Source organism: Nocardia niigatensis NBRC 100131 (assembly GCF_000308655.1).
Taxonomy (GTDB): Bacteria; Actinomycetota; Actinomycetes; order Mycobacteriales; family Mycobacteriaceae; genus Nocardia; species Nocardia niigatensis.
Genome location: NZ_BAGC01000114.1, coordinates 105252 through 131521 on the forward strand (window position 1 = coordinate 105252; position 26270 = coordinate 131521).

Genomic DNA, 26270 nt, shown 5'->3' on the forward strand with positions numbered 1-26270 from the left:
CACCGCAGGCAGACCAGGTCACCGAACACCGCCCGCGATGCCGGGCTCAACGCGCTGGGCCTGCCGGGCGAACCGGCGGCGACGCGGTTGTCACCGTTCGTGCGTGGTCATCGCGAAATCGAGGGGCATGACAGCTTCTATCTGCACAGCTTCTGTCTGCGAACCGGTTCATGACTGCGGCTGGTCCGTGGTGGTGCCGAGGGCTTCGCGCATCTGCGCGTCGGCGCGGTCTGTGGTGGTGGTGGGGTCGATCACCAGCAATCGAAGGCGACGGTCCTGGGGGCCGAAGACATACATCACCTGGGGTGGCTGGTCCGGAAGTGGTCCGGTGACCTGGATCCCGTCGGGAGCGTCGATGCGGCGTTGGGACAGGCTCAGCGAATTCCAGTCGAAGCTGATTCGGGCGGTCGCGCCCAGTCGCGCGGTGAGCGCGGTGACCAGGTCGTGCAGTTCGCTGGTGAGGTTGTCGGTTCTGGGCCACCAGGCACCGTCGAGGTCACCGGATTGCTCGTCACGGTCGCGCAGCAGCAGCCGCGGTGTGCGCGTCGGCGTATCGAATGGTTGCCCACCGCCGGCGGTGGGCTGGAATCGGCCCAGACCGCGGTCGGCGGCGGCACCGCCCCTGTCCTTCGGCGGGTTCTGTGTCATATCAGGCCTCCCGTGGGGCCAGGGGTACTGCCAAGGATGAGCGCCGGTCTGCCGGGTTCACCGGCGCGGTGTGACCGCCCTCGTCGTCCCAGCGGCGCAACGCGTCCTCGTTCTGGGCGTGATCGAGGGTGTGGCGGGTGTCGGCGGCTACGAGTTCGGCGGCGGTGAGCTCATTGCCCGGTCGGGATGCGGCCGACAGCAACGCCCGGGCGGTGGCTGCCTCGGTGTCCGCGGGGATCACCAGCAGGACGAGGCGGGTGCGGTCGAGTCCCAGGACATAGAGTGTGTGGGCGGGCAGATGCCGGTATCCGTCCAAGCGAACCGATCGTCCGCCGATCGCCGTGCGGCTCGGTGCCGGTTCCCAGGCGTCGATGTTGTACATGACGCGGTCGACACGGTCTGCCCGCCGGCCCAGTAGCACCTCGAGATCGGACAGTTCGGCGACCAAGTCGGTTGTGCGAGGCCACCAGGCCCCGCCTACCGCCCCGAGGCGGGGTGCTCGCGGTGTCGGTAACGGCTGTGACGCCGGCAGGGCGGTACGGAGGGCGAAGCGCGAAGAGCGGTCCAGCAGGATCGACTCGTGTTGTGGCGTCATCACGACGCTCCTGACCGGGACCGCAGGACGGTCCCTGTTCGTTGGCCGGGCGACGACGAGACCATGGATGATTTCGTACGAAAAGCCCCCAGCACCCTGATCCTACCCTCGGGCAACACACCGGCCCGATGCGCGCGTACGCACAATGGGCCTTCGGGCGTCGCAGGAAACCACCCCACCGTGCCGGTGCCGGCCTCGGATCCAATCCTTCCGACTCACCCCACCCACGCCCCCGCCGGATGAGCAACGCTCGCCCGGGAAATGTCGCGCACGGTGTGGGGACTGTCGCCGAGCAGCAGCAAGGACCAGCGGGGTCGATCCTGTGGACATCGGGTGAGGCCGGGCGTTGACTGGAGCGGGTACGCACTCTCTCCAGGTTTTGGAGGCCGTCGTGATCATCATTTTCGGGCCCGTCGTTCCGCCGCCTGCGTCCCGGCGCCCACGGCGACGAGAACTGTGACGCCACCGGCCGGGCGGTGATCGATGAACATGAAAGACCAAGCCTGGGACCTCGGGTACGCGGCCGGCTGGCGGCTGGTCCGCGCCTTGCCGCAGCGGCCGGCGATGCGACTGTTCGAGGCCGCCGCCGATCACGCAGCCCGCGGCGGTGGTTCGGTTCAGTTGCGGCGCAATCTGGCCCGGGTACTGTCCACCACACCGGAGCAGGTGCCCGACGAACTCGTGCGCGCGAGTCTGCGCTCCTACGCACGCTACTGGTGTGAAGCGTTCCGGCTGCCGTCGATGGATCCGGTCCGGCTGGCCGAGACCATCGACTCGGCGGCCACCGGTCTCGAACACATCTACGATGCGGTCGAGCGCGGTCGCGGGGCCGTGCTGGCGCTACCGCACAGCGGCAACTGGGACCTGGCCGGAGTGTGGCTGGTCCAGCGGGTCGGCACACCGACCGTCGTCGCCGAGCGGCTGCGACCGGAATCGCTGTTCCACCGCTTCGTCCGGTTCCGTGAACGCCTGGGTTTCGAGATCATCCCGCTCACCGGCGGCACGGCACCACCGTTCGAACAGCTGACCGCGCGGCTGCGGCAGGGGCGGATAGTCGGGTTGCTCGGTGAACGCGATGTGACCGGTACGGGCGTACCGGTCACCTTCTTCGGCGAACCGGCCCGCATACCGGCCGGCCCGGCCCGGCTGGCGATCGACACCGGTGCACCCCTGCTGCCGGTGCACTGCTGGTTCACCCCCGACGGCTGGGGTGTCCACGTCGGCGAACCGATCGACGTCGCCGGTGGTGTGCAGCCCACGACTCAAGCCCTGGCCGACCGGTTCGCCGCCGGGATCGCCGCGCACCCGGCCGACTGGCACATGCTGCAACCGGTGTGGACCACCGACCACCGTGCCCGTGAGCAGACGCGCAGCAATCCACAACACTGATGCGCGCTCCCGAACCGGACCGGTTCCGCCCTCTTCCAGGAGCTACTTCTCGCACAGATATCCCTCAACACCTGATCGAGGCCGCCCTCGACACCGGTGTCCTCGGTCTCGAGGAAATGCTCACCCACTGCCGCGACGGCCTCGGCTTCCTGAGCCACGCTGCCCACCGGGAGGGAGCATTGCACGACCGGCGCGCCGAAGCTGGCGGCCACTGTGCCGCGTCGGTGAAGGGAACCGGATCTTTCAGGCTGCGGCGGTGCGTTGTTCGGTGGTGGTGGCGGGGTTGCGGGCGGCGCGGAGGACGAGGTGGAGCAGGGGCAGGATGAGGGTCTGGTCGAGGGGGGTCCAGGGCAGGGACATGCGGTTGTGGACGAAACCGACCGCGATGCCGGAGCGGGGGTCGGCCCACCCGGTGGAGCCGAAGGCGCCCATGTGGCCGTAGCCGCGGGGGGCGCGGGCGGCGGGCAGGCTGTGGAAGCCGAGGTGCCAGAACGGGATCAGCAGGCTGTGGTCGAGGCGGTAGGTGCGGATGCGTTCGAGTTCGCGGACGGTGGCGGTGGACAGGTAGGGGCGGCCGGCGGCGTAGCCGTCGCAGGCCAGGGCGCTGTACATGGCGGCCAGGGCGCGGGCGGTGCAGACGGCGTTGCCGGCGGGCAGGGCGGTGTCGAGGATGGCGGGGTCAGCGCCGCGGAAGATGGATTCCAGGCCGGGGACGTAGATGGAGGACAGGGGCGCGCGCAGCAGGCGGGGCAGGCGCGGGACGGCGGTGGCGACGGGGGCCGGGATGGTGCGTTCGGCAAGGGTTTTCAGGGAGCCGACGAGGGCGGCGGGGCGGGTGCGGGCGCTGGCGGGTGGGCGGCCGAGGTGGATGCCGTCGACGCCGAGCGGGTCGGCGACCTCGCTGCGGTAGAGCTGGGTCATGTCGCGGCCGGTGATGGCGCGGGCCAGCCCGCTCATAAGCCAGCCGATGGTGAGGGCGTGGTAGATCGGGGCGCCTTGCAGGCCATCGGGTTTCGCGGCGGCGAGGCGGGCTTCCATGAGCTCGTGGTCGAGGACCTCGGCGGGGGTGGCGGCGGGCAGGCACGACAGGCCGGCGCGGTGGGAGAGCAGTTCGGTGACAGTGATACGGGCTTTGCCGTTGGCGGCGAATTCGGGCCAGTATTCGGCGACGGGGGCGGCGTAGTCGAGCAGGCCGCGGTCGGCCAGCCGCGCGAGCACGGTGGCGGAGATGCCCTTGGAGGCGGAGTAGACCATCGCCCCGGTGTCGGCGCTCCAGGGTGTGCCGTGGGTGTCGGCGGCGCCGGCCCAGACATCGACGACCGGTTCGCCGTGCTGGTAGACCGCCAGCGCGCCGCCGTTGCCGCGGCGGCCGGCGAAGACACGAGCGAATGTCTTGACGGCGGAGTCGAATCGGGGGTCGGCGCTGCCGTGCACCCCGGTGGGCAGTCCGGCTGCGGCGGCGGAGCTGGAGGTCGTCATCGATCCACGGTAGCGGCGCGACAACCACTCGGCAAGATGTGTCTGGGACAATTATTCGGCGTGGTGGTCGGTTCGGATGTCGGTCGGGTCTGCCACAGTGGCGGTCATGGATCCGGTGACCTTCCCCGACGCGGCCGCCTTCGATGCGTGGCTGCAAGCCAATCATGGCCGCCCGGAAGGGGTTTGGATCCTGATGGCCAAGAAGGGCACCGGCATCGCCTCGCTCACCGAGGACGAGGCGGTCGATGTGGGGTTGTGCTGGGGGTGGATCTCGGGGCAGCGCAAGGGCTTCGACGCCGACCATTACCTGCAGAAGTATGTGCCGAGGCGCCCGCGCAGCCACTGGTCGCAGGTCAATGTCGACAAGGTCGCGCAGCTGACGGCCGCGGGCCGGATGCGCGCGCCGGGGCTGGCCGAGGTCGAGGCGGCGCGCGCCGATGGCCGGTGGGCGGCGGCGTATCCGTCGCAGGCGAATTTCACGGTGCCCCCGGATCTGGCTGCCGCGCTGGCCGATCGACCCCGCGCCCGGGCCGCATTCGACACCCTGGACCGGACCCGCCAGTATGCGATCGTGCTGGAGTTGCTGCGCGCGAGAACGGAGAAAACGCGGGCCTCCCGCTTGACGAAGGCGCTCGAGGGTCTCGAATCACCCTGAAACCGGCCGATTCCCGGCGCTGGAGCCGGCCCCGGGATCGGCGCGGTACCGGTGTCAGTGCAGTCGTTCGGCCAGCAGCGGTGCGAGCGTGCGCAGGACCTCGAGATAGTCGCCGCCGACGACCTGCGCGGCGACGTGGTTCGCGCCGGCCTGGACGTGTTCGGCCAGCCGGTCGGCGATCCGGTCGGCGCTGCCGTGGGCGACGACCGCGTCGACGAACCGGTCGCTGCCCGGCTGGGTCAGGTCGGTCTCGTCGAAACCGAAGCGGCGCAGGTTGTTCACATAGTTGATCAGGCCCAGGTAGAACCCGGCCTTCTCGCGGCCACTGACCCGGGCGCGCGCGGGATCCTCGTCGAGGACGACCTTGTGCTCGGTGACGAGCAGCTTGTCGGGGCCGAGGATGGCGCGCAGTTCGGCGGTGTGCTCGGGCACGGTCAGATACGGCAGAGCTCCCGCGCTGCGGTCGCGCGCGAGTTTCGCCACGCGCGGGCCGAGCGCGGCCAGGGCGCGGCCCCGTTCGGGAACGCCGCGCGCGTCGAGGATGTCGAGGTAATCGACCAGCGCTTCATAGGGTTTGGTGTAGGCGCCGGTCTGCTCGGGGTGGCCGACGCCGATGCCGAGCAGGAAGCGGCCGGGGAACTTCTCCTCGAGCCGCAGGTAGGTGTCGGCGGCCGCCTCTGCCGAGGAGCCCCACACGTTCACGATGCTGGTGGCCACCACGATGGATTCGGATCCGCCCAGCAGATCCTCGTAACCGTCCCAGTCGGCGGGCGGGGAGCCGCCGAGCCAGACCGCGCCGTAGCCGAGAACTTCGAGTTCACGCACCGATTCGGGGGTGAACTGCGTGTAGAACTGCCATGCACCGAATTTTCCGAGGTGGTCGAATGCCATATCGTCGGCCAACACGCGCCGATCACCACGCATTCCCGGTGCCGCCGTCGAATTCGGCGCGCCGCGAGCACCTCGTCCATATGGCCCTCGGCCCACTGCCGCAACCGGCTCGAGATCACCGGCAGGTTCCGGCCGAGCGGGGCCGGCGAACAGTCCACGCGCACCGGCACCTGTGCGGTCATGCGGCGCGCGACCAGGCTCCCGACGGCCGCCGCCAGGCCGAGCTGGTGGTGACCTGGCCGAGGCGGCACCCTCACCTTGCGGGTCGCGGAGACGTTCCCGCTGGCCGAGGCGCCCCACCGCGCACGCCCGCTTCGAGAAGGGCGGGTTGCGCGGACGGCTGGTGCGGCTCCCCCTAGGCTGCTGCGGGCCGCCCCTGGGCGCGGAATTGCCCGGGCGCCACCCCGAATTCGCGTTTGAACGCTTTGGCGAACGCGTATTCGGAGGTGTAGCCGGACTTTTCCGCGACCACCCGCAGCAGCACGTCGGACTCGCGCAGCAGCCGCGCCGCGCAGGTCATGCGCCACCAGGTCAGATAGGTCAGCGGGCCGATACCGAGGGTGGCGGTGAAGCGTTGCGCGAACACCGAACGCGAAACCCCGGCGCGCGCGGCGAGCGATTGCACCGTCCAGGCAGCGGCCGGTTCTGCGTGAATGGCCTGCAGGGCGGTGTGGACGGCCGGATCGCGCAGTGCGGCAACCCATCCGGTGTCGGTGGGGTGGGTGTCGTGCCAGGCGCGCAGCATGAACAGCAGCAGGACCTCCAGCAGCGGCGCGACGGCCCCGGACCCGTCCTGGGTGTCGAGTTCGTGGCCGAGCAGATCGATCGCGGCCCGCAGCGGGCTGTGCCGGCCGACGCGGGCCGGCAGATGAATCACATCGGGCAGCTCCGCCAGTGCGGGGTGTGCCCGGGAATCGTCGAGACGGTATGCGCCACACAGCAACACGGTCCGCGCGCCGGAGTCGTCGGCCGCACCGTGCCCGCCGGGGTGGTCGGTGATGGTGTGGCCGCGGCTGCGTGGCAGGAACGCGACGTCGCCGACCTGCAGGTGTACCGGTTGACCGTCATCGGGCAGCAGCCAGCACGAACCCTGCAGCACCACATGGAATCCGGCGCTGTTGCCCTGGGCCGGGAAGTGCGTGCGCCAGGGCGCGTGCGCGACGGTGCGGTTGGAGTGCGGGGTGCCCAGCCGCATCGCCGCGACCGCCTCGCTGAGAATGTCCACCGCCTCACCGTACCCGCGACGCCACCCGGCTCGGACGATCGGATATCAGGACCGGAGTTTCGAGCATGGATCGTCCGGATCAGGGTTCATAGCGTGAATGACGAGCCGATTCCCGGTTCGCGTCCCCTCACTCGATGGAGTTGTCCCCCATGCGTATTGCCGTGCACGGCGCCAGCGGTTTCACCGGTTCCCTCGTCGTGGCCGAACTCGTCCGCCGCGACCTCACCCCGGTCCTGATCGGCCGCGACGAGGCTCGCCTGCGCCGCGTCGCCGACCGGGCCGCGATCCGCGACCCCGAGATCCGCATCGCCCGCCTCGACGACACCGCCGCCCTCACCGCCGCGTTCGCCGACACCGACATCGTGATCAATACCGCCGGACCGTTCACCCTCTGGGGCGAACCCGTGGTGCGGGCCGCGATCGCCGCACGCCGCCCCTACCTCGACACCACCGGCGAACCCGCCTACCTGCGACAGATCCTGACCACGTACGCCGATTCCGCGAAACAGGCCGGGATCGCGGTACTTCCGGCCGTCACCGACGACGGCGTCCCCGGCGACCTGATCGCCGCACTCACCGCCGCCCGCCTCGAGACCCCGCTCAGCGAGATGGTCATCGCCGACCTGCGCCGGCCGGGCGCCGCGTCCCGGGGCACGGCACGCTCGATGGCGGCCATCATGGTCGACGAGCAGATCGAATACCGCGACGGCGCCTGGCAATCGGTGCGGGAACCCGACTCCACCCTGCGCGAACCGGGCGAGGCCGAGCCGGTACCGATGAGCCCCCTCGCCCTGCCGGGCGTCTACACCATCCCCCGCCACATCCGGACGCCGCGCGTGCGCGGGGTGATCCGCACCGAGGTCGGACAACTGTTCGCGAGCTTGAATTCCGAAGTCGCCGAAACCCTTCCCGAGGTACCCGACACGGCATCGCTCGACGCCGCGCGCTGGTGCATGCTCGCCGAGGCCACCGGCGCAGACGGCCGCCGCGCTCGCGGCTGGGTGAGCGGTGTCAACGCCTACGCCTCCACCGCGGTCATCGCCGTGGAGGCCGCCCGCCGGCTGGTCGCCGACGGCGCTCCGGCCGGAACACTCGCGCCGGCGCAGGCATTCGACGCCGCGAGCTTCCTCGACCACCTCGCCACCACCGGGGTGAGCTGGCAGGTCGAAGAACTCGCCGCCGTGTGAACCGCGCTGGAACACCGTTGCCCGGCACCGCGAAACAGCGGTCCCGGGCAACGGGCTCAATGCGCCGTGTCGACCTTGGGGAAGGTGTCGGTGACCAGCGTCATCAACGCGTCCGCGAGCAGGTGGTGCACCTGCTCGCGGGTCAGGCTGCCGCGCATGATCCACTCGCGCCCGGCCGCCTTCACCAGACCGCCGTAACAGCGCACCAGCGCCCGCAATTCGGCCGAATGCAGCGACTCGCTGAGCCCCATCATCTGGACCATGCGGTCCGCGGCGGCGTAGTCGGCCTCGTCGAGGATGCGCTGCACCTCCGGGTCGTCGCCGATGCCCTCGTGCCCGGTGACCTTGACCCAGGTGCTGCCGTGCTCACCGATGGTGTCGAGCAGCCACGCCACGCTGGCGTCCACCCGCTCGCGCGTGGAGCCCTGCGGCGCGCTCATCCTCTCCGGCCGCGGCAGCGTCACCATGCGCCGCACCACCGCGAGATACAGGTCGCGCTTGTTGCCGAAGTAGTGGTTGATCAGCCCGCGCGCCACCCCGGCCCGCTGGGCCAGCTCGGCGGTGGACACGGCCGCATACGGTCGTTCGCCGAACATGTCGATAGCGCAGGACAGGATCTGCGCCCGGCGTTCGTCGGGTTCGAGCCGGCGGCGACGCGAGGGGGCGTCGCCCGCGTCCTCGGACGCGGGCGGCTCGATGTCGATATCAGAGTGAGCGGGCAATGAGATCCTTCATCACCTCGTTGGCTCCCGCGAGGATTCGCAGGACCCGAGCGCCGGTGTACAGCTGGGAAATCGGGTATTCGGTCATGTATCCATAGCCGCCGAAGAACTGCAGGCAGCGATCCACCACATTACCGAGTTGGTCGGTCAACCAGTATTTCGACATGGCCGCGGTCGGGATATCCAGCTCACCACGCAGATGCTTGCTGATGCAGTCGTCGAGGAACACGCGCGCGACCTTGGCGATCGTCGCGCACTCGGCCAGCTCGAACCGGGTGTTCTGCATGGCGAACAGCGGCTTGCCGAAGGCCTCGCGGCCCTTGGTGTAGTCGACGGTCAGCGCGACCGCCTTCTCCGTCATCGCCACCGCCAGGATCGCGGTGACCAGGCGTTCCTGGGCCAGCATCTGCATCATCTGATAGAAGCCCTGGCCCTCGGCCGCGCCCAGCAGATTCGAGACCGGCACGCGCAGGCCGTCGAAGAACAGCTCGGCGGTGTCCTGCGCCTTGCCGCCGATCTTGGACAGGATGCGGCCACGGGTGAAGCCCGGAGTGTCGTCGCCCACCTCGGCAAAGATCAGCGAGACACCCGAGGCGCCCTGGGTGGGGTCGGTCTTGCAGGCGATGATGATGCCGTCGCACAGCCAGCCGTTGGAGATGAAAATCTTCGAGCCGGTGATGACGTACTCGTCGCCCTCACGGACCGCGCGGGTCTTGATGTTCTGCAGATCCGAGCCGGTGCCAGGTTCGGTCATGCCGATCGAGAGCACCATCTCGCCGCTGGCCGCCCTGGGCAGCACCCGCCGCTTGAGCTCCTCGGAACCGAACTCGTGAATGTAGGGCGCGATGATCGAGGAGTGCACCGACATGCCCAGGGAGCCGTCCCCGGCGTGCGTCTGCGCCTCGATGATCGCCGCCTCGTGGGCGAAAGTGCCACCGCCGCCACCGTATTCGGCCGGGATGGCCGCGCACAGCAGGCCGAGCTCACCGGCGCGGTTGTAGAGCTTGCGGTCGGGATGCCCCTGGGCGATGAACTTCTCGGTGTGCGGGATCACCTCCTTCTCGAAGAAGGTGGTCGCCAGTCCACGTACTGCCTCGACCTCGTCGTCGCTCCATGCGGGGCGTGCCATCGTTCGTTCCTTCGCTTGCTCCGAGGGTGCGCGTCAGCGCCTCGCCCCTCAGAGTGCACGGCTATTGGCAGTGTGTCAACAATGCGTCAACGATCGCCCGACCGGGACTGATTCACCTCGGCGAAGGTCGCGAAAATCGGCGTATCCGCATCCGCCTCGATCCCCTGCCGCCGCAGGAACCCATCGATGAGCCCCCAGACCAGCTCCGTCGCCTGATCCACGAACTCAGCGGTCTGCTCACCGGTCGGCGTATCAGACGCCGACAGCCACAGATCCGTCATCGACACCACCGCCCCGACCAGCGCCCGCGACAGATAATCCACCCCCGCGATATCCAGCGGCACCGCCTCGGCCACCGACCGCGCCAGCTTCTCCAGCCGCCGCGCCGCATCCCGGCCCAGATCCAGTTGCAGCACACCGGCACCCGACTGCTGCAACACCGGCGCCTGCCCCAGATACCGGAACACATTGGGATGCTCCAGAATCCCCCGCGCGTACTCACCGAAGATGCGCCGCAACGCCACCCGCGGCGGCTGCAGCATCAACGTCATATCCGCGCCCGCCGACGCGAACGCCCGCCGCGACATCCGCGCCGCGATCTCGGTGAACAGATCCCCCTTGTCCGCGAACTGCCGATACAGCCGCGGCTTGGTGATCTGCGCCTCCCGCGCGATGTCATCCATGCTCGGACGCGGACCCGCCCGATCGATCACCCGGATCGCCGCATCCACGATGTCCTCGCGCGTCACCGACCGGGCCCCCGCACTGCTACGAACCACGGGCGAAGTCTACACGTACCGGTAGTACGTAACCGAAGTCTCGAATTTCGACGCGAAACGCCCGCGCTTACCGCCAAGTCGCGTGACACAAGCCACAATCAAGGTCGACAATCCCACATTGATTTCCCACAGAACGTACTGCCAGTATCGAGCTCCGTACCGGCAGTACGCACAACCGGAAAGACGCCGATGTCCGACGCAGCACGCCAACTCAGCCACACCCTGCGCGCGCCCCTGCCCGCAGCCTTCGACCAGCTCGACGACACCGACCTGGCCGAACTCGAACACCACCTCCAGGCCACCATGACCCGCCGCCGCGAAGCCCTCGACGCCGCCATCGGCTCCTCCCTCGACTTCGTCCCGCGCCTCATGCGCCCAGCCATAAAAAAGGCCCTTGGACTATGAGCGAACACCTCGTCGCCGTCGCCGAGATCACCAAACTCGCACGCCTGCTCGGGATCTCCGACCCCACCGAACTCGACTTCCTCGCCGACCTGCCGCCCGCCGCCATCCGCGAATACCGCGAACGCGTCACCGACCGACTCTTCGACCGAGACACCAAGCGGCTCAAAGCAATCGCCACCGCCAGCAGCATCGTGCCCGTCGGCATCAGCAGCAAGATCGCCGAACGCGCCTTCGGACCCCTGCTCTGCGCCGTCGTCGCCAGCGCCGTCGAACCCCGCCGCGCCATCGACATCGCCAAATCACTGAGCCCCGCATTCCTCGCCGAATGCGCCGTCCAGCTCGACCCCCGCCGCACCGCCGACATCCTCGCCGCCGTCCCACCCACAATGGTCACCGACGTTGCGCGCGAACTACTTTCCCACGGCGACCACATCACCATGAGCCGCTTCGTCCACGTCATCCCCGAACCCGCCCTGCGCGCCGCCGCACCCGTCATGAGCGACGCCGACCTACTGCGCATCGCCTTCCTCCTCGAAGACAAAACCGCCATCGACAACGTCCTCCACGTCATCACCGACCGCGTCCCCGGCGTCATCCGCGCCGCCTACACCCAGGACATGTGGGCCGAAGGCATCGACCTGCTCGACTCCATCGCACCCCACAACCGGCCCTGGATCGGCGACATCACCGCCGCACTCGGCGGCGACGTCCTCGACACCCTCATCACCGCCGTCGCCGAACTCGACGCCTGGCCCACCCTGCTGCCCATCACCAGCGCCATGAGCCACGACAGCCTCCGACTGTTCGCCGAACGACCCACCGTCCACACCGAAACCGTCCTCGGCGCCATCATGGACAGCGCCCTCGACGGCGGACAATGGGTCAACCTGCTCCCTCTCGCCTCCCACCTGCCCACACCCCAACTCGCCTTCATCGCCGCCCGCCTCGGCGAACAAGACGACAACCGCCTCGGCGACCTCATCCGCGACGCCCACACCGCCGACCTCTGGGCCGCCATGATCCCCGTCGCCCTCGCCCTCACCGACGACCATCGCCGCCGCATGGCCGGCCTGCCCGTCATGACCGAACCCGACGTCCTCACAGCCGTCATCACCGCCACCGCCGACAACGACCTCTGGTCCCAGGCACTCCCACTCGTCGACGCCCTCCCCGACACCACCAAGCCCACCCTCGCCGCACTCATCGGCGACCTCACCCACGACCAAATCCTCGCCGCCGTGCTCACCGCCTCCCGCAGCGACACCATCCACACCCTCGTCGACATCGCCCTCGCCCAGGACCAGGAGGGCCGTACCCGCGTCCTCTCCCTCATCGACAGCATGAACGACATCGAGGAATTCCTCACCGCCCTCAACCCCGACACTCCGGACACGGTGTGGCAGGCCCTCATCCAGGTCCGCGACGAAATCCCCGCCCGCCTGCAAGCCCTGCTCGCCGCCCGCGCCCGCGAACTCGGCCGCGACGACGACGCCCGCAAACTCGGCCCGTGAGGGCCAGTGACGAGAAAAGTCACGCTAAGTGGCTCGCAGGCGTGCCTTGGATTCCGAAATGCGTTGCTTGGCGGCATGTTCCCGGTCACGCCCGAACGTCAGCGGCCCAATATCGCGAAAAGTCACGCTAAGGAGTTACCGCAGATAGCGGCGCACTATGTGCGGTGATCTTCGAGTCGTCCTGGCGTGATGACCCATTCACGTAAGGGCGACTCGGGAAACTATCTGCGGTAGTGGGCGGGAGGCCGGTGACGGTGGCGCGGGTTCGGATACTTCCGAGGCCAACCGGTGGTGTGCGGCTGGCGGATGCGGTGCGGATCTATCTGGGCACGATTACCGTGGCGAACACTCGCGCGACGTACGCGGCGGCGCTGGGTCGGCTCGTGGCCGACTTCGGGGCGGACACCGATGTGGCGCTTCTGGATTCGGAGCCGGATCGGGTGAGTGTCTGGTTCATGTTCGTGTGGGGTGGGAAGTCGGCGAAGACATTCAACATCCGGTTGACCGCGCTGGCGTCGGCGTGCGGGTATTGGCGGGAGCAGGGCTGGCTGGCCGGTGATCCGCTGGTGCGGTTGCGGGCGCGGCCCGCGCCGCCGGATACCAGCAAGGCGTTGAGCCGGGATCGGGTCGCGGAGATCTTGGGCTCGGAGGCGCCGCTGCGGGAGCGGGTGTTGTGGCACATGCTGTATGAGTCCTCGGCGCGTGCCGAAGAGGTGCTGATGCTGGATGTGCCCGAACTCGATACCGTGAACCGGTGCGCGGTGGTGACGCGCAAAGGTGGGACACGTGAAGTGATCGCGTGGCAGACCGGTACCGCCCGGCTGCTGCCGCGGATGCTGGCCGGCCGCAAGACCGGGCCGCTGTTTCTCACCGACCGCAAAGCACGGCCCTCGGTGGCCCGCAACGACATCGACCAGAAGAGCGGGCGAGCGCGCCTGTCGTACCGGCGTGCCGCCGAGCTGTTCGAGGCCCACACCGAGCACTACACCGATGGCCCATACACGCTGCATCAACTGCGCCACTCCCGGCTGACACACGCCGCGGAGGACGGCGCGTCCACACCGGTGCTGATGAAGCTGTCCGGGCACTCCTCGGTACGCAGCCTCGCCAAATACGCGCGGGTGTCCGACGAGGGGCTGCGCCGCTATCAGGCCGTCAGCGACCCGGCCGCGCGTCAGCGGCGAACGGGTCGCTGACGCGCGGCGCCCTCTCACGAAGCGGCGGCCGCGTCGTGGACTGCGGCGGCGAGGCGGTGGTGTTCGGGGTAGGACCAGGTGGAGGAGAATCGGCGGCGGGTGTAACCGAAGGTGATGCCGCTGTGCGGGTCGGCGAAGGCTTCCGAGCCCGCCGACCCGTTGTGGCCGAAGGCGCGGGCGCTGAGGAACCGATATTGCGGGCCTTTGGCCTGGAACCCGAGGGCGTAGTGCTTGTCCTGTCCGGCGACGAGGTCGAAGCCGGTGGAGTGGAGCATGGTGAATTCACCGAGGGTGTCGGGTTTCAGCAGCGGCGGTTGTCCGTTGAGGCCGTATACCGCGGCGGTGTAGAGGCCGGCGAGTCCACGGGCGTTGCCGACCCCGCCGGCGGAGGCCGGGCCGAGCGCGCGGACCCGCCGGGTGTTGGCGAAGGCCACTTGATCGAGGGGTGGGTTCGAGTTGAGGGCGTAACCGATTCCGGTGAGGCTGTGTGGCCCGGGACCACCCGACCAGAGCGCGGCGAGCTCGTCAGGACTGGCCAGCCCCGGCTCGATCTCCCGGAAGCGGGGCTCCTCGGCTTCGGGTAGCCCGAGGTAGAGGTCGAGCCCGTAGGGGGATCGGATGCGCTCGTCATAGATGTCTTGCAGTGAACGTCCGGTGTACCTGCGGACCACCTCGGCCACGATCGCGAATTCGACGAACCCGCTGTACCCGATGGCCGAACCGGGCTTCCAGTACGGGCGCTGACTGGCCAAGCGAGCGGCGATCACCGCATCGTCGGCGAGTTCGTCCGCGGTGAACCCGCCGTCGACGCCGATGACACCGGAACGGTGGGTGAGAACATCGCGGACGGTGATTCCGTTCTTCCCGGCGGCGGCGAACTCTGCCCAGCGCGCCGCGATGGGCTCGTCCAGATCCAGCGTTCCATCCTGCATCAGCAACGCCACTACCAAGGTGGCGGCGCCCTTGGTGCAGGAGTAGACGCCGGTCAGGGTGTCGCCGGTGACCTCGTTTCCAAACCACAGGTCGACGACCTGCCTGCCGTGCACGTACACCGTGAGCTGGGCACCGGCCTCGCCGGCCTCATCGGCGACCGCCGTGGTGAGGAACTCCGCGCGAACCGCGTCGAACTCCTCAACGACCGTCCCGTGCACCTCGATGGTGCTCATCAGATGTTGTGCTCCGTTCGTATCTGATCGAGTGCGTTTGTCCCGCACACGTCTTACTCATGCCGTCGATCCTGCTGCGGACTCGTGCGGGTCGTCCAAGACCGATCGGGTGCACTGCGATACCGTACGGGTATTGGTCGAGGTCAGCGTCGGATGCGATGAGACGATGGAGACGCGGGAATTGCGCTACTTCGTCGCCGTCGCCGAGGAGTTGCACTTCGGGCGGGCTGCACAGCGGCTCGCGATGGCGCAACCACCGCTGTCACGGGCGATCCAGCAGCTGGAACGGCGGCTGCCCGAACCGCGGGCGTCCTCCCACGCCATTCCCGACAGAAGGTGCGCGCGAGGGTCGCGCCACTTCGAGGAATGCTCGGCGAAGATGTTGCGGTACTTCAGATGCCGATGAAACTGTTCCAGCAGGCACAGCGTGTAAGCCGCGCGATCAACGGTCTGTTCCGGACGCTCTGGTGGATAGACGAGGCGCTGCCAGCCGCCGCCGACCAGGTCGTGATCGACCCGGCGGGCATCGAGCCAGCGGGCGGGCAGCCCACGGGTGCGCTGCGGGGAGATCATGTCGGCCAGGTTGTCCAGCGCGGCCAGGACCGGTTTGCCGTCGCCGGTGGCCCCGAAGTCGATGGTGCGCATCATCGTGGGCAGGAACGAGCGGACCGTGGAGAACCGGCCCGCCAGCTCCTCGAGCCGCTGCTCATCGAATTCCGGATCCGCTTGCGGCACAAGCTCATCTATCGCGGCCGGCGCCGCCCGCAACTCGGCCTTGGACACGGTGTTCTCGATCAGATCCCACACGAGTTCCAGCGACAGGCCCGGATCTGCCTCACTCATCTCCAACAGCACCCGCACCGCGCGGGCGAGCTTGCCCGCATTGCGCGTCACGCGCGGGTAGCGGCGCAGCTTCTCATCCTTAGACTGCCGCTCGGCCTTGGCCATCAAGTCGGTGACCATAAGCAGGTCGAACAACTCGAGGGCATCATCGACAGCCATGGCGCGCAACGTGAACACCGTCGCGCACAGCAGCGCCAGCAGCCGCTCGCGCTGTGGCGTCATCCGCCGCAGATGCGAGGTCTTGCCGTTCAATCCGTGCGAGGCCAGGGCAATCAGCCGCCGCGGTGGCACCTCGGCCACGCCCTCATCACGCACAGCCGGACATGAAACCACCAGCGCCACAACGCCACCCGCAGTTCATCGAAGAATAACGCTCGGTCCGCCCCACCAGCCGCTTAGCGTGACTTTTCTCGTCACTGGCCCTCACGGGCCAACTCCAGCCCCTGGGCACGGCCGCGAACTGATCGCACTCCGCCCCACCACGCCCGGCCCCGCAGCGGCCGGGCGTTTCACATATCCGGCCCTTTGAGAGAATGGCTCGTCCACCACCCCGCGCACGAAGGATCACCACAGCTTCCGATGGCCGAGCAGACCACCCCGGCAACACCGACCGACGCCACGGCCATCGATCCCACCGAGGTGGCCATCGACCCCGACGAGCTCGCCACCTGCCTGCGCGTCCTCGAACAGGCCGGACAGCTCGACAAGGAACACCCGGACTCCGTCACCGTGCAGCGGGCCGTCGCGCACATGTTCAAGAAGTTCAAGCGCAACAAGCGCATCGCCGCCCGCGACGCCATCTCCGAAGCCGACCGTCAAGTCGTCGCCGCCACCGCTACCGGCTCGCCCAACCGCATCGACGACGAAACCGCCGGCATCCCGATCAGCTCCACCACCACCGGCGCCAGCGCCGGAACCCTGCTGCGTCCGCGTCCCTGCTACATATGCAAACAGCGCTATACCCGCGTGGACGCCTTCTACCACCAGCTCTGCCCCGACTGCGCCACCAAGAGCCACGCCAAACGCGACGCCCGCACCGACCTCACCGGCAAACGCGCCCTCCTCACCGGCGGCCGCGCCAAGATCGGCATGTACATCGCCCTGCGACTGCTCCGCGACGGCGCGCACACCACCATCACCACCCGCTTCCCCAACGACGCCATCCGCCGCTTCGCCGCCCAGCCCGACAGCGCCGACTGGCTGCACCGCCTCCGCATCGTCGGCATCGACCTGCGCGACCCCGCCCAGGTCGTCGCACTCGCCGATGACATCGCCGCACAAGGCCCGCTCGACATCCTCATCAACAACGCGGCACAGACCGTGCGGCGCACCACCGGCGCCTATAGCGCCCTCGTCGAAGCGGAGAACGGGCCATTGCCCGCCGGCGAACTGCCCGACGTGATCAGCTTCGGCAAGACCATGCAGGCGCACCCGACCGCGCTCACCGCCTCCCTCACCCCGGGCCTCACCGCGGAGGACGTCACCGACCTCGCCCTCCTCGCCGGTTCGGCCACGCCCGAACGCATTTCGCAGGGCGTCGCCATCGACGCGGGCGGCCTCGTCCCCGACCTCGCCCACACCAACAGCTGGGTCCAGACCGTCGGCGAAGTCGACGCCACCGAACTGCTCGAAGTGCAGCTGTGCAACTCGGTCGCGCCGTTCATCCTCATCTCCCGGCTGCGCCCCTCCATGGCCGCCGCACCCTCCCGACGCAAGTACGTCGTCAACGTCTCCGCCATGGAAGGCGTCTTCGCCCGCGGCTACAAGGGCGCCGGCCACCCGCACACCAATATGGCCAAGGCCGCGCTCAACATGCTGACCCGCACCAGCGCACGCGAGATGTTCGAGGGCGACAAGATCCTCATGACCGCCGTCGACACCGGCTGGATCACCGACGAACGCCCGCACTACACCAAGATCCGCCTGGCCGAGGAAGGCTTCCACGCCCCCCTCGACCTGGTCGACGGCGCGGCCCGGGTGTACGACCCGATCGTCCGCGGCGAAGCCGGCGACGACCTCTACGGGTGCTTCCTCAAGGACTACGAACCCTCCAACTGGTAGCCCCGGCACCAGCCCTGACCGGCCCCTCTCCTCTTGGCTGTTCTTTGGAGGTGATGGGGCCGGTTCGAGACATTGCGAATAGGAAGCTAATACATGTTTAGATGCGCATATTTCAGTATCGGTATGTTTACTCTCCACTGATTCACTGCCGGTGACGGGCTCCAGGGACTTCTCTTCCCGACGCAGACTCCCTACTTCCGATCCGGGAGTACTTTCCTATGCCCCCTCGCTCCCCCAACGTCCCAGTGCAGGGCCATAATCGACGCACTCCCCCACTACGAGGACTGGCGGACTCATGAGTGGAAAATCCTTCATCACCATGCTTCGGGAGCGACTGCCGTTCCTGCGCTGGTCGGTGATTCGATTCGCCTTGGGCGGGCCGACTTTCATGCGGACCGGACAGGTGGGCGACGGCCGCGAGACCGCCGCCCGGGACTACGTACTCTCCCACTCCTCCGCGGGTGATCCCGACAGCGTGCTCGCGGCCTACGACAGCTTCGCGCGCACCCGGAGTCTGCTGGTGAACGTCGGTGACGAGAAAGGTCTGATCCTGGATGCGGCGGTGCGCCGGGCGGCACCGAAACTGGCGCTCGAACTGGGCGGCTACTGCGGGTACAGCGCGGTTCGGATCGGGCGGGCACTCGCGCCCGGGGCCCGGCTGGTGTCGGTGGAGCTCAGTCCCGGCAATGCCGCGATCGCCCGGACACTGCTCGCGCATGCCGGGCTCGCGGATCGGGTGAGCGTGGTGGTGGGCACGATCGGCGACGGCGGGCAGACGGTCGAGCGGCTCGTGACCGAGCACGGATTCGGCCCCGGCGCACTCGATTTCGTCTTCCTCGATCATGACAAGAGCGCCTACCTGCCGGATCTGCAGACCATTCTGGCGGCCGGCTGGCTGCATCGGGGCAGCATCGCGGTGGCCGACAACGTACGGATCCCGGGTGCTCCGGCCTACCGGAGCTACATGCACCAGTCCGAGGGCGCGAACTGGCGGACCATCGAGCACGACACCCACGTCGAGTATCAGACGCTGCTCAAAGATCTTGTCCTGGAGTCGGAGTACCTGGGCTGATCACTTTCTATCCTGGGGTCATGGGCTACCGGCTGCTGGCCGATGCGACCGCGATCGTGCACTTCCTGTTCGTGGCCTATGTCGTGGTGGGCGGCTTCATCGCCTGGCGCTGGCCGCGCACGATCTGGCTGCACCTGCTCGCCTTCGGCTGGGGTTTCAGCACCGTCCTGTTCTCCATCGAGTGCCCGCTGACGGATCTGGAGAACTGGGCGCGGCATCGCGCGGGCGAGGCGGGCCTCCCGTCGAGCGGGTTCATCGATCACTACATCACCGGGGTGCTTTATCCCCGGAGCGCGCTGGAGGAGGTGCGGGTGCTCATGGTGATCTGTGTCGTCGTGTCCTGGGTGGGCCTGTATCTGCTGTCGCGGCGCCGGGCCGCTACACAGCGGTCGTGATGGTGCGAACAGGTGTGGTGAGCGCCGCCGTCAGCGCGAGGGCCGTCGCGATCAACAGGGCGAGTAGGGATTTCGCGGCATCGGCCGGTGACCAGCCCGCGGCCTCGATGGTCGGTTGCAGGGCGGTGGTGGGCAGGTAGGGCTGAGTCTTCGGGACGGCCGACACCAGCAGACAGACCACATACGCCACGCCGGTGATGCCGGCGGCTACGCCCGCCGAGCCCACCCGAGCTGCCAGGGCCGCGGCGAACACGGCGAACGACACGACCGCAACGGCTTGCACTGCAAGCGAACCCACCGCGGGACCCAGCGGGTAGGACCCGAACAGCGCCCAGCACTCGTACAGCGCGACCGCGGCCCCGACCAACGCGGCTGCCGCGATCACGGCCGCGGCGACCAGGATCCGCGGCAGATAGAGCCGCACCGGGGAGACCTCGCGGCTGAAGTAGTAGATACCGATCGGATCGGTATTGCGGAGTGCGCACGCCTGCGCCGCCAGGATCATGGACACCGCCGCGACCAGCAGCCCGGTGTTCTTCACGTACTGCTGCAACCCGTCTCGCCAGTCCGGCACGCGCAGCAGCTTGATCTCCGTGGACTGCCCGATCAGGTCGGGCAGGTACTTCGCCCCGAGCAAGGAGACGACCCCGAACACGACGAACGCCGCGGCCAGGGCGACCAGCCGCCGGGTCCGCAGCCACCGGTACCACTCGACTCGGAATACGGTGCGGTTCATGACTTCTCCCCGATGGCCGCGAAGAACGCGTCGGTCAATGTCGGACGGGCAATGCGAATGTCGTCGATCTGAGCGCTGTGCGCGGACGCCTCGGCCAGGGCCGGGCCCCACTGCGACTGCTCGGCCTCGATGATCTGCCCGCCGGCCATGGCGATCCGCAGGGTCGGCGCGGCGGTGTGCTGATCGAGGAACTCCCCTGTCTCCCCGGCGAAGACGGCTTGTCCTCGATGCAGGACCAGCAGCCGGTCGGCGAGATCCTCGACATCGGCGAGCAGGTGGCTGGAGAACACGACCGTCATCCGGCGGCCCAGCTCCCGCATGAGCCTCAGCACGGCGGCGCGGCCCTCGGGATCGAGTGCGCTGGTGGGTTCGTCGAGGATGAGCACCTCGGGCTCGCGCACCAGCGCGGCAGCGATTCCCAGGCGCTGCAGCATGCCCCGCGAGAAGCCCCCGGCGCGCCGGTGCGCGTGCCGCTCCAGGTCCACGGCCGCCAGGGCCTCGTCGGTTGGCCAGGCGCCGGTGCCGTGGACCGATCCGATGGCCCGGGACTGTTCGAGTACCTCCCGCGCGGAGAGCCACGGCTCGAATCCCGGTGTGTCCGGGCAGTATCCGAGGGCGTCGAGCCCGACCGGCACCCGCACGGATCCGGCGGCGACCGGTTGCAGGCCCAGCACGGTGCGGATCAGCGTGGTCTTGCCCGCGCCGTTGAGCCCGATCAGCCCCACGACGCCGGGCGCGTCCACGGTCCAGCTCACCCCGTCCAGGGCGAGGAATGCACCGAAGCGCACCGACACGTCGGTGACCTCGAGGTGTGGTTCAGCCACGGACCTGCTCACCGTCCCGGCCGACGATCAGATAGATGATCCCGCCGAGCGGAATGCTGATCAGGCAGATGATCGCCCACGCCCATTTGGGCAGGTACTTCACCTGGGTGCGGTACAGGTCGTACCAGCAGAAACCGACGAAGCCGAGTCCCACCACGATCAGTGGGACGAGTGCGGCCACCGGGATGTTCGACACCGCGATTTCCCCTCTTCAGAGCCATCCGAGCAATTGCTATCAGATGCGCGAACATTATCAACGACGGTAACCATACTGCTAGGGTCGTGGCTGTGGAATCCGTCGAACTTCTTCTGCACCCGGTCCGCCTGCGGATCGTGCAGGCCTTCCTCGGCGAGCGGACGCTGACCACGAGCGAACTCCATGCCGAGCTGGGCGATGTGCCCCCCGGCAGCCTTTACCGGCACGTGGCCCAGCTGGTCACCGCGGGCATCCTGGATGTCGTCAACGAACGCCGGGTCCGCGGCACCGTGGAACGCACCTACCGGCTGCGCCTGTCGGCCGCCCAGATCACCCCCGACCAGCTCGACGCCATGAGCCCGGAGGACCATCGGCGCGCGTTCATGGGCTTCATCGCCGGCCTCATCGCCGACTTCGATCGCTACGTCGACGCGGGCGACATCGACTACGTGCGCGACGGAGTCGGCTATCGCATGATGGGCCTGTGGCTCGACGATGCCGAGTTCGCCGAGCTCGCCCGCGACATGGGCCGCGTGCTGGCCTCGCGCCTGGCCAATCCCCCTGCTCCGGGCCGTAGGCGGCGCATCCTCAGCACCATCCTCGTCCCCGATACCCCGGCCCCCGAAAGCGAAAAGGCTTCGGGCACGGCATAATCGCGCTGGCCGTCACAGCGAACGAAGGGGACTTCATGGGCGACACATCGATCGGGTCGATCCTGCTCGAGCGAGTGGTGTATCCGGTGCGCACGGCCATCAGCACCGTGCGCGGACTCGGAAACTTCACCCGCACCGGACAATTCGGCGACGGCCGCGAGGCCGCGGTGCGCGACCACGTGCTCGCGAACGCCGAGCAGGGCAACCCCGAGAGTGTGCTGGCGGCCATCGACCGCTTCGCCCGGACCCGCAGCAACCTCGTGAACATCGGCGACGAGAAGGGTCTGCTGCTGGATGCCGCTGTGCGCAAGGCGGATCCGACGCTGCTGCTCGAACTGGGCACCTACATCGGCTACAGCGCGGTCCGCACCGCCCGCACCATGCCGGAGGGCGCGCGGCTGATCTCGGTCGAGTTCAGCGCCGCCAATGCCGAGGTGGCCCGGGCCATCATCGCCCACGCGGGGCTCGCGGATCGGGTGACCGTGGTGGTCGGCACCATCGGCGACGGCGGCGAGACCATACGGCGCCTCACCGAGGAGCACGGGATCACCGCGGGCGCACTCGATTTCGTCTTCGTCGACCATGACAAGTCCGCGTACCTGGCCGACCTGAAGCACATACTGGCTGCGGGCTGGCTGCACCCGGGCAGCATCGTCGTCGCCGACAATATGCGCGTCCCGGGCGCGCCGGACTACCTGCAGTACATGCGCGAGGCCGAGGGCAAGACCTGGCGCACCGTCGAGCACGACACCCATATCGAGTACCAGTCCCTGCTCAAGGACCGGGTACTCGAGTCGGAATACCTGGGCTGACCCGGCTCGGATACCCGGGCCGGGCCCGCTTCTCGGCCCGGGTTCAGCGGCGCCGCAGCGTCACGGGCAGATCGTCCTTGGGCAGCGGCGTGGCACTCGTGTCGAGGGGCATGACATAGTCCTGCGGCACTTCCCATTCGAAGCCGCGCAGCAGCTGGTGCACGATCGTCTTGATCTCGAGTCCGGCGAAGTGCTGGCCGAGGCATTTGTGCGCGCCGGCCCCGAACGGGGCCCACGCCACCCGGTGCCGCTTGTGCTCGGCGCGTTCGTCCGAGAAGCGCTCGGGGTCGAATTCCTCGGGCTGCGACCACATGTCGGGACGGCGGTGGTTGACGCTGATCGGGACCACGACGAAGGACCCCTTCGGCACGAAGTACCCGCACACCTCGGTGTCTTCCTGCACGGCACGCGGGAAGATCTGCACCGGGGTGCAGAGCCGGGTGGTCTCCTTGATGATCCAGTCGAGTTCGGTCAGCTCGGCGAGTTCGTCGTACCCGAGTTCGAAGGGCATCTCGAGGGAGCGCGCCCGCGCGCGCTTCTGCCACTCCGGGTACTTGGCCATGTTGTAGACGACGCCGGACAGCGTGGTCGTGGTGGTGTCATGGGCGGCGGCCAGCAGGAAGATCATGTGGTTCACGATGTCCTGGTCGGTGAACCGATCGCCGTCGTCGCCGGCGGCCTGGCACAGCATGGAAAGCAGGTCGGTGCCGGGCTTCTCGCGGGCGGCGACGATGCGCTCGGCGAGGAAGGCCGCCATGGTCTTGCGAGCGCGCATGCCCCGCCACCAGCGGTTGCCGGGAATGGCGACGCGCACCATCGCGCCGCCGGCCTGCAGGATGTCCATGGTGGCGCCGCAGATGCGCTCGGCCTCGTCGCGCGGCAGGCGCGCACCCATGAAGACCTCCAGCACGATGTCCAGGGTGAGGCGCTGCAGGTGCTGGTGCATGAGCACCGGAGTCCCCTGGGCCACACTGCCTTCCGGAAGTTTGCTCAGGTGCCGGTCGGCGATCTCGTGCATGTCCTTCAGATAGGACGTGAGGGCGCCGCGGCCGAAGGCCTGCTGCATGATCGAACGGTGGCTGCGGTGCTCGTCGAAGTCCAGCCGGACCAGACCGCGGTCGAAGAACGGCCCCTGCAGCGGAGCCCACGCCGGACCGTTGGCGAACACCCGGTCCTTGTTCATCAGGATGCGCTGTGCCGCCTCGGGTCCGCTGGCGATGATCCACTTGTCACCGAACATATTCAGCACGAAGAGCGGGCCGTAGGCCGCCTCGTCCGCGAAGGCGGCCCCGGTGGGGTCGCGGCGCTGCCGCTGCAGCTGGGCGATCCAGTGCGTCGCGGGCCCGGTGATCTGCTTCAGATCACTGCCTTCCGGCGGAGCGGCGACGAATTGTGTTCTGGGCATTGAGAACCCCCTCCTGCTACGAAGACGCAACGGAGGAAGCTACCCGCCCGAACGCGGGGTGCTCAACTCGAGCGCCCCGGTACCTCCGCTGCCAGCGCCCGGGCGATCAAATCGACCAGCACGGGCTGGTTTTCGGGCAGATCCAAATAGAAGTGGCCGCCGGGGAAGGTGGCGAGGTCGAATCCGGCGGCGGTGTAGTCGCGCCACTCCCCCGCCTGCGCGGCCGAAGTGGTCGGGTCGGCGGAGCTGACCAGCGTAGTGATCGGCGCGCGCAGGGGTGCCCCCGGCCGGTGCCGGTAGGTCTCGACCGCGCGGTAGTCGCTCCGCAGGGCCGGGAGCACCACTTCGGCCAGGCCGGGCTCGTCGCGCAGGATCCGCACCGACGCCGGGTCGTTCGACAGGCGTTCGAGATCGGCGATGAGGCCCTCGTCGGGTCCGGCGTGCAGGCGGGCGGTTTCGCTGAAAGCCGGTGCGGGACGGCCGGAGACGAACAGATGGGTCAGCGCGCGCCCGCCCGCCTCGACCCGGCGGGCGGCCTCGTAGGCGACGGTCGCGCCCATGCTGTGTCCGAAGATGGCCAGCCGCACGTCCTTCGGCCAGGCGAGCAGGTCGGTGGCGGCCCGATCGGCCAGCTCGGTGAGCACGGATATCGGTTCGTCGGCGAGGCGGTCCTGGCGGCCGGGGTACTGCACGCCGAACACCGCGGTGCCCGAGCCGAAACGCTGGGCCAGCTCACGGTAGGCGGTGACCGAGCCGCCACCCGGCGGGAAACAGACCAGTACGGTGTCGGGGCGCGGATCGGATTTCAGTTCGCGTAGCCAGGCGGTTCCGGTGAGTCGTTGGGCTGTCATCCGATCGAGTATGCCGTGAGAAATGCCATCGCGGTCAGGCCCGGCGCCGGCGATACAGTCGGGTCGTGGTTACTTACGATGCGCTGGTCCGTGATTACGAGGCCGGAATCGGCGTCCCGGGGTCGGCGCTGCCGGCGCTGGATCCGGGTGCGAATCTGGCTGCGACGCTGCCGGTCTGGGCGCTGTCGGGCGGTGCGGTGGCGGCCTTCGCGGCGGCTGCGGATCGCTGGCGGGTCGCCTGCGGCGTGCCGGCGCTGGGCGGTGCGCTCGACCCCGCCCGGATCACCGCCGCCTTCTCCAGTGAGCGCCTGTTCCGGCTCGACGGAGAATCGCCGGGCATCTTCGCAGAGCTGTCGGGCTTCTTCAGGGCTGCGGACGCATGGGTGCGCACGCATGCCAACTATCCGCATCATCGCGAAAGGTTGCTCGCGGCCGTGGAATTGCCGGAAACGGCCACACGTGAGGACTTCACCCGCCGCGCGGCGACACTGACGGCCGCGGATATCGAACAGCGGGCCACCGCGCTCGGTGCGATCGCGGTGCGCGTCCGGACCGAGCAGGAGTGGGCCGAGAGCGCGCCGGGCCGGGCCGCCGCTTCCGGCCCGCTGGTGGCCGTGGAAACGCGTGGTGATCGAGGCGTATTCGAGTGTCCCACTGCCGCAACACAATTGCTGCCACTGCGCGGGATCCGCGTTCTCGATCTCACGCGGGTGATCGCCGGACCGGTGGCGACGCGGGCGTTGGCCCTGCTCGGAGCCGATGTGCTGCGGATCGACCCGCCCAGGTTGCCGGAAATCTGCTGGCAGTACCTGGACACCTGTCAAGGGAAGCGTTCCACCGTAGTCGATTTGCGTACTGGACTTCCCGTCCTTCGCGAATTGATCAGCAATGCGGACATAATCATCTCGGGTTACCGACCGGGCAGCTTGGAACGCCTCGGAGTGCGCCCCGGGGAAATTGGTCCGGGAATTGTCCACGGTCGAGTTTCGGCATGGGGCGAACTCGGCCCGTGGGGTGATCGACGCGGTTTCGACAGCATCGTGCAGGCAGCATCGGGAATTTCGCTCATCGAAGGCACGCAGCATAATTCGCGTGGCGAATCATCTGTGGGCGCCCTCCCGGCCCAGGCGCTCGATCATGCCAGCGGATACCTGCTCGCGGCGGGGGTGCTCGACGGGCTGGTCGCCCGCCGTGGCGACGGCCTCGGTCGCGATGTCCGGGTTGCCCTGGCACGCACGGCATCCTGGCTGATCACGGCACCGGTCCGGACACCCGTCCACGCATCCGCCGCGACGCCCGATGCGCGGTACGCGCGCACCCACGGCTCGGTGACCACGGCGGGACCGGCGCTGACCGAGTATCCGGACCATCCATGGCCCGCTCCGGCCCACGGTTCGAGCGCTCCCGAGTGGAAAGTCCGACCAGACGGTTCGTAGCAGGCGCGA

26 protein-coding genes and 2 pseudogenes are annotated in these 26270 nt (G+C 68.7%); 14 read left to right on the top strand and 14 right to left on the bottom strand.

Translation table 11 applies throughout. The features are described 5' to 3' along the window. Positions 1–168: 168 nt before the first annotated feature. Positions 169–648, bottom strand: a complete 480-nt coding sequence (locus ON33_RS37050; RefSeq protein WP_051153439.1) for a DUF5994 family protein — start codon at positions 646–648, stop codon at positions 169–171. A gap of 1 nt (position 649) precedes the next feature. Beyond that, on the bottom strand, positions 650–1243 hold the full coding sequence (locus tag ON33_RS37055; RefSeq protein ID WP_281033279.1) for a DUF5994 family protein: 594 nt from the start codon (positions 1241–1243) through the stop codon (positions 650–652). A 483-nt stretch (positions 1244–1726) separates the two neighbouring features. Here ON33_RS37055 and ON33_RS37060 point away from each other — a divergent pair, with 483 nt between their 5' ends. Beyond that, a complete protein-coding gene (locus ON33_RS37060; RefSeq protein ID WP_040863837.1) occupies positions 1727–2632 on the top strand; it encodes a phosphatidylinositol mannoside acyltransferase in 906 nt (301 codons plus the stop codon). 243 nt (positions 2633–2875) lie between these two features. Here ON33_RS37060 and ON33_RS37065 read toward each other — a convergent pair whose 3' ends face one another. Next, on the bottom strand, positions 2876–4111 hold the full coding sequence (locus ON33_RS37065) for a serine hydrolase domain-containing protein (protein ID WP_051153440.1): 1236 nt from the start codon (positions 4109–4111) through the stop codon (positions 2876–2878). Positions 4112–4217: 106 nt separating this feature from the next. On the opposite strand from ON33_RS37065, the gene ON33_RS37070 reads away from it, so the two are divergent. After that, the gene (locus ON33_RS37070) at positions 4218–4766 is read left to right on the top strand and encodes a YdeI/OmpD-associated family protein (RefSeq protein WP_040863838.1); all 549 of its coding nucleotides are present in this window, start codon (positions 4218–4220) and stop codon (positions 4764–4766) included. Positions 4767–4820: 54 nt separating this feature from the next. Here ON33_RS37070 and ON33_RS37075 read toward each other — a convergent pair whose 3' ends face one another. After that, positions 4821–5657 (bottom strand): LLM class F420-dependent oxidoreductase, encoded by an 837-nt coding sequence (locus ON33_RS37075; RefSeq protein WP_040863958.1) that lies wholly within the window; start codon positions 5655–5657, stop codon positions 4821–4823. 355 nt (positions 5658–6012) lie between these two features. Continuing rightward, a complete protein-coding gene (locus ON33_RS37080) occupies positions 6013–6882 on the bottom strand; it encodes an AraC family transcriptional regulator (protein ID WP_040863839.1) in 870 nt (289 codons plus the stop codon). Between the two features lie 149 nt (positions 6883–7031). Between ON33_RS37080 and ON33_RS37085 the strand changes: the two genes are divergently transcribed. Further along, positions 7032–8069, top strand: a complete 1038-nt coding sequence (locus ON33_RS37085) for a saccharopine dehydrogenase family protein (protein ID WP_040863840.1) — start codon at positions 7032–7034, stop codon at positions 8067–8069. Positions 8070–8125: 56 nt separating this feature from the next. Here ON33_RS37085 and ON33_RS37090 read toward each other — a convergent pair whose 3' ends face one another. The 3 genes from ON33_RS37090 to ON33_RS37100 form a co-directional block, all read right to left on the bottom strand. Continuing rightward, a complete protein-coding gene (locus ON33_RS37090) occupies positions 8126–8791 on the bottom strand; it encodes a TetR/AcrR family transcriptional regulator (protein ID WP_373281088.1) in 666 nt (221 codons plus the stop codon). Next, the gene (locus tag ON33_RS37095) at positions 8775–9920 is read right to left on the bottom strand and encodes an acyl-CoA dehydrogenase family protein (protein WP_040863841.1); all 1146 of its coding nucleotides are present in this window, start codon (positions 9918–9920) and stop codon (positions 8775–8777) included. The genes ON33_RS37090 and ON33_RS37095 overlap by 17 nt, the downstream gene beginning before the upstream one ends. Positions 9921–10006: 86 nt before the next feature. Next, positions 10007–10699, bottom strand: coding sequence for a TetR/AcrR family transcriptional regulator (locus ON33_RS37100; protein WP_040863842.1), 693 nt, complete (start codon positions 10697–10699; stop codon positions 10007–10009). A gap of 189 nt (positions 10700–10888) precedes the next feature. Here ON33_RS37100 and ON33_RS37105 point away from each other — a divergent pair, with 189 nt between their 5' ends. From ON33_RS37105 to ON33_RS37115, 3 genes are all read left to right on the top strand, one after another. Continuing rightward, positions 10889–11104 carry a hypothetical protein gene (locus tag ON33_RS37105; RefSeq protein WP_040863843.1) on the top strand — a complete coding sequence of 72 codons (216 nt, stop codon included), beginning with the start codon at positions 10889–10891 and terminating at the stop codon, positions 11102–11104. Continuing rightward, positions 11101–12615 carry a hypothetical protein gene (locus tag ON33_RS37110; protein WP_040863844.1) on the top strand — a complete coding sequence of 505 codons (1515 nt, stop codon included), beginning with the start codon at positions 11101–11103 and terminating at the stop codon, positions 12613–12615. Before ON33_RS37105 ends, ON33_RS37110 begins: the two co-directional genes overlap by 4 nt. A gap of 293 nt (positions 12616–12908) precedes the next feature. Continuing rightward, the gene (locus ON33_RS37115) at positions 12909–13811 is read left to right on the top strand and encodes a tyrosine-type recombinase/integrase (RefSeq protein WP_245551195.1); all 903 of its coding nucleotides are present in this window, start codon (positions 12909–12911) and stop codon (positions 13809–13811) included. A gap of 14 nt (positions 13812–13825) precedes the next feature. Here ON33_RS37115 and ON33_RS37120 read toward each other — a convergent pair whose 3' ends face one another. Further along, entirely contained in the window at positions 13826–14977 is a 1152-nt protein-coding gene (locus ON33_RS37120) for an EstA family serine hydrolase (RefSeq protein WP_040863845.1), read from the bottom strand. 166 nt (positions 14978–15143) lie between these two features. Between ON33_RS37120 and ON33_RS40410 the strand changes: the two are divergent. The 5 genes and pseudogenes from ON33_RS40410 to ON33_RS37140 all read left to right on the top strand — a co-directional run. Beyond that, positions 15144–15272, top strand: a pseudogene (locus ON33_RS40410) (LysR family transcriptional regulator); the annotation flags it as partial. Positions 15273–15373: 101 nt separating this feature from the next. Beyond that, positions 15374–16147 (top strand): hypothetical protein, encoded by a 774-nt coding sequence (locus ON33_RS40415; RefSeq protein WP_083869594.1) that lies wholly within the window; start codon positions 15374–15376, stop codon positions 16145–16147. A 252-nt stretch (positions 16148–16399) separates the two neighbouring features. Further along, complete coding sequence (locus tag ON33_RS37130) at positions 16400–17881, top strand: SDR family oxidoreductase (protein ID WP_083869595.1); 1482 nt, start codon at positions 16400–16402, stop codon at positions 17879–17881. Positions 17882–18176: 295 nt separating this feature from the next. After that, complete coding sequence (locus tag ON33_RS37135; protein WP_373281089.1) at positions 18177–18953, top strand: O-methyltransferase; 777 nt, start codon at positions 18177–18179, stop codon at positions 18951–18953. A 20-nt stretch (positions 18954–18973) separates the two neighbouring features. Continuing rightward, positions 18974–19348 carry a DUF2784 domain-containing protein gene (locus ON33_RS37140; RefSeq protein ID WP_040863847.1) on the top strand — a complete coding sequence of 125 codons (375 nt, stop codon included), beginning with the start codon at positions 18974–18976 and terminating at the stop codon, positions 19346–19348. Here ON33_RS37140 and ON33_RS37145 read toward each other — a convergent pair. From ON33_RS37145 to ON33_RS37155, 3 genes and pseudogenes are all read right to left on the bottom strand, one after another. Then, entirely contained in the window at positions 19332–20084 is a 753-nt protein-coding gene (locus ON33_RS37145; RefSeq protein ID WP_040863848.1) for a hypothetical protein, read from the bottom strand. The two genes, ON33_RS37140 and ON33_RS37145, sit on opposite strands and share 17 nt — an antisense overlap. Before the next feature lie 287 nt (positions 20085–20371). Then, positions 20372–20920, bottom strand: a pseudogene (locus tag ON33_RS44635) (ABC transporter ATP-binding protein); the annotation flags it as partial. Then, entirely contained in the window at positions 20901–21104 is a 204-nt protein-coding gene (locus ON33_RS37155; RefSeq protein WP_218001576.1) for a PLDc N-terminal domain-containing protein, read from the bottom strand. The gene ON33_RS37155 and the pseudogene ON33_RS44635, both read right to left, overlap by 20 nt. Positions 21105–21190: 86 nt before the next feature. On the opposite strand from ON33_RS37155, the gene ON33_RS37160 reads away from it, so the two are divergent. Together ON33_RS37160 and ON33_RS37165 are read left to right on the top strand one after the other, a co-directional pair. Beyond that, positions 21191–21757: a helix-turn-helix domain-containing protein gene (locus ON33_RS37160; protein WP_040863849.1), complete on the top strand. Its 567-nt coding sequence runs from the start codon at positions 21191–21193 to the stop codon at positions 21755–21757. A gap of 35 nt (positions 21758–21792) precedes the next feature. Further along, a complete protein-coding gene (locus ON33_RS37165) occupies positions 21793–22569 on the top strand; it encodes an O-methyltransferase (protein ID WP_083869597.1) in 777 nt (258 codons plus the stop codon). A 43-nt stretch (positions 22570–22612) separates the two neighbouring features. Here ON33_RS37165 and ON33_RS37170 read toward each other — a convergent pair whose 3' ends face one another. Together ON33_RS37170 and ON33_RS37175 are read right to left on the bottom strand one after the other, a co-directional pair. Beyond that, a complete protein-coding gene (locus tag ON33_RS37170; RefSeq protein WP_040863850.1) occupies positions 22613–23974 on the bottom strand; it encodes a cytochrome P450 in 1362 nt (453 codons plus the stop codon). A gap of 62 nt (positions 23975–24036) precedes the next feature. Then, entirely contained in the window at positions 24037–24825 is a 789-nt protein-coding gene (locus tag ON33_RS37175; RefSeq protein ID WP_040863851.1) for a thioesterase II family protein, read from the bottom strand. Between the two features lie 65 nt (positions 24826–24890). Between ON33_RS37175 and ON33_RS37180 the strand changes: the two genes are divergently transcribed. Next, positions 24891–26261 (top strand): CoA transferase, encoded by a 1371-nt coding sequence (locus ON33_RS37180; RefSeq protein ID WP_085996906.1) that lies wholly within the window; start codon positions 24891–24893, stop codon positions 26259–26261. Positions 26262–26270: the final 9 nt, after the last annotated feature.

Coding starts and splice junctions, on each gene's coding strand:
- ON33_RS37050 (WP_051153439.1), bottom strand. CDS start 648: ATGACACAGAACCCGCCGAAGGACAGGGGCGGTGCCGCCGCCGACCGC.
- ON33_RS37055 (WP_281033279.1), bottom strand. CDS start 1,243: ATGACGCCACAACACGAGTCGATCCTGCTGGACCGCTCTTCGCGCTTC.
- ON33_RS37060 (WP_040863837.1), top strand. CDS start 1,727: ATGAACATGAAAGACCAAGCCTGGGACCTCGGGTACGCGGCCGGCTGG.
- ON33_RS37065 (WP_051153440.1), bottom strand. CDS start 4,111: ATGACGACCTCCAGCTCCGCCGCCGCAGCCGGACTGCCCACCGGGGTG.
- ON33_RS37070 (WP_040863838.1), top strand. CDS start 4,218: ATGGATCCGGTGACCTTCCCCGACGCGGCCGCCTTCGATGCGTGGCTG.
- ON33_RS37075 (WP_040863958.1), bottom strand. CDS start 5,657: ATGGCATTCGACCACCTCGGAAAATTCGGTGCATGGCAGTTCTACACG.
- ON33_RS37085 (WP_040863840.1), top strand. CDS start 7,032: ATGCGTATTGCCGTGCACGGCGCCAGCGGTTTCACCGGTTCCCTCGTC.
- ON33_RS37095 (WP_040863841.1), bottom strand. CDS start 9,920: ATGGCACGCCCCGCATGGAGCGACGACGAGGTCGAGGCAGTACGTGGA.
- ON33_RS37105 (WP_040863843.1), top strand. CDS start 10,889: ATGTCCGACGCAGCACGCCAACTCAGCCACACCCTGCGCGCGCCCCTG.
- ON33_RS37110 (WP_040863844.1), top strand. CDS start 11,101: ATGAGCGAACACCTCGTCGCCGTCGCCGAGATCACCAAACTCGCACGC.
- ON33_RS37120 (WP_040863845.1), bottom strand. CDS start 14,977: ATGAGCACCATCGAGGTGCACGGGACGGTCGTTGAGGAGTTCGACGCG.
- ON33_RS40415 (WP_083869594.1), top strand. CDS start 15,374: ATGCCGATGAAACTGTTCCAGCAGGCACAGCGTGTAAGCCGCGCGATC.
- ON33_RS37130 (WP_083869595.1), top strand. CDS start 16,400: ATGGCCGAGCAGACCACCCCGGCAACACCGACCGACGCCACGGCCATC.
- ON33_RS37135 (WP_373281089.1), top strand. CDS start 18,177: ATGAGTGGAAAATCCTTCATCACCATGCTTCGGGAGCGACTGCCGTTC.
- ON33_RS37140 (WP_040863847.1), top strand. CDS start 18,974: ATGGGCTACCGGCTGCTGGCCGATGCGACCGCGATCGTGCACTTCCTG.
- ON33_RS37145 (WP_040863848.1), bottom strand. CDS start 20,084: ATGAACCGCACCGTATTCCGAGTCGAGTGGTACCGGTGGCTGCGGACC.
- ON33_RS37165 (WP_083869597.1), top strand. CDS start 21,793: ATGGGCGACACATCGATCGGGTCGATCCTGCTCGAGCGAGTGGTGTAT.
- ON33_RS37170 (WP_040863850.1), bottom strand. CDS start 23,974: ATGCCCAGAACACAATTCGTCGCCGCTCCGCCGGAAGGCAGTGATCTG.
- ON33_RS37175 (WP_040863851.1), bottom strand. CDS start 24,825: ATGACAGCCCAACGACTCACCGGAACCGCCTGGCTACGCGAACTGAAA.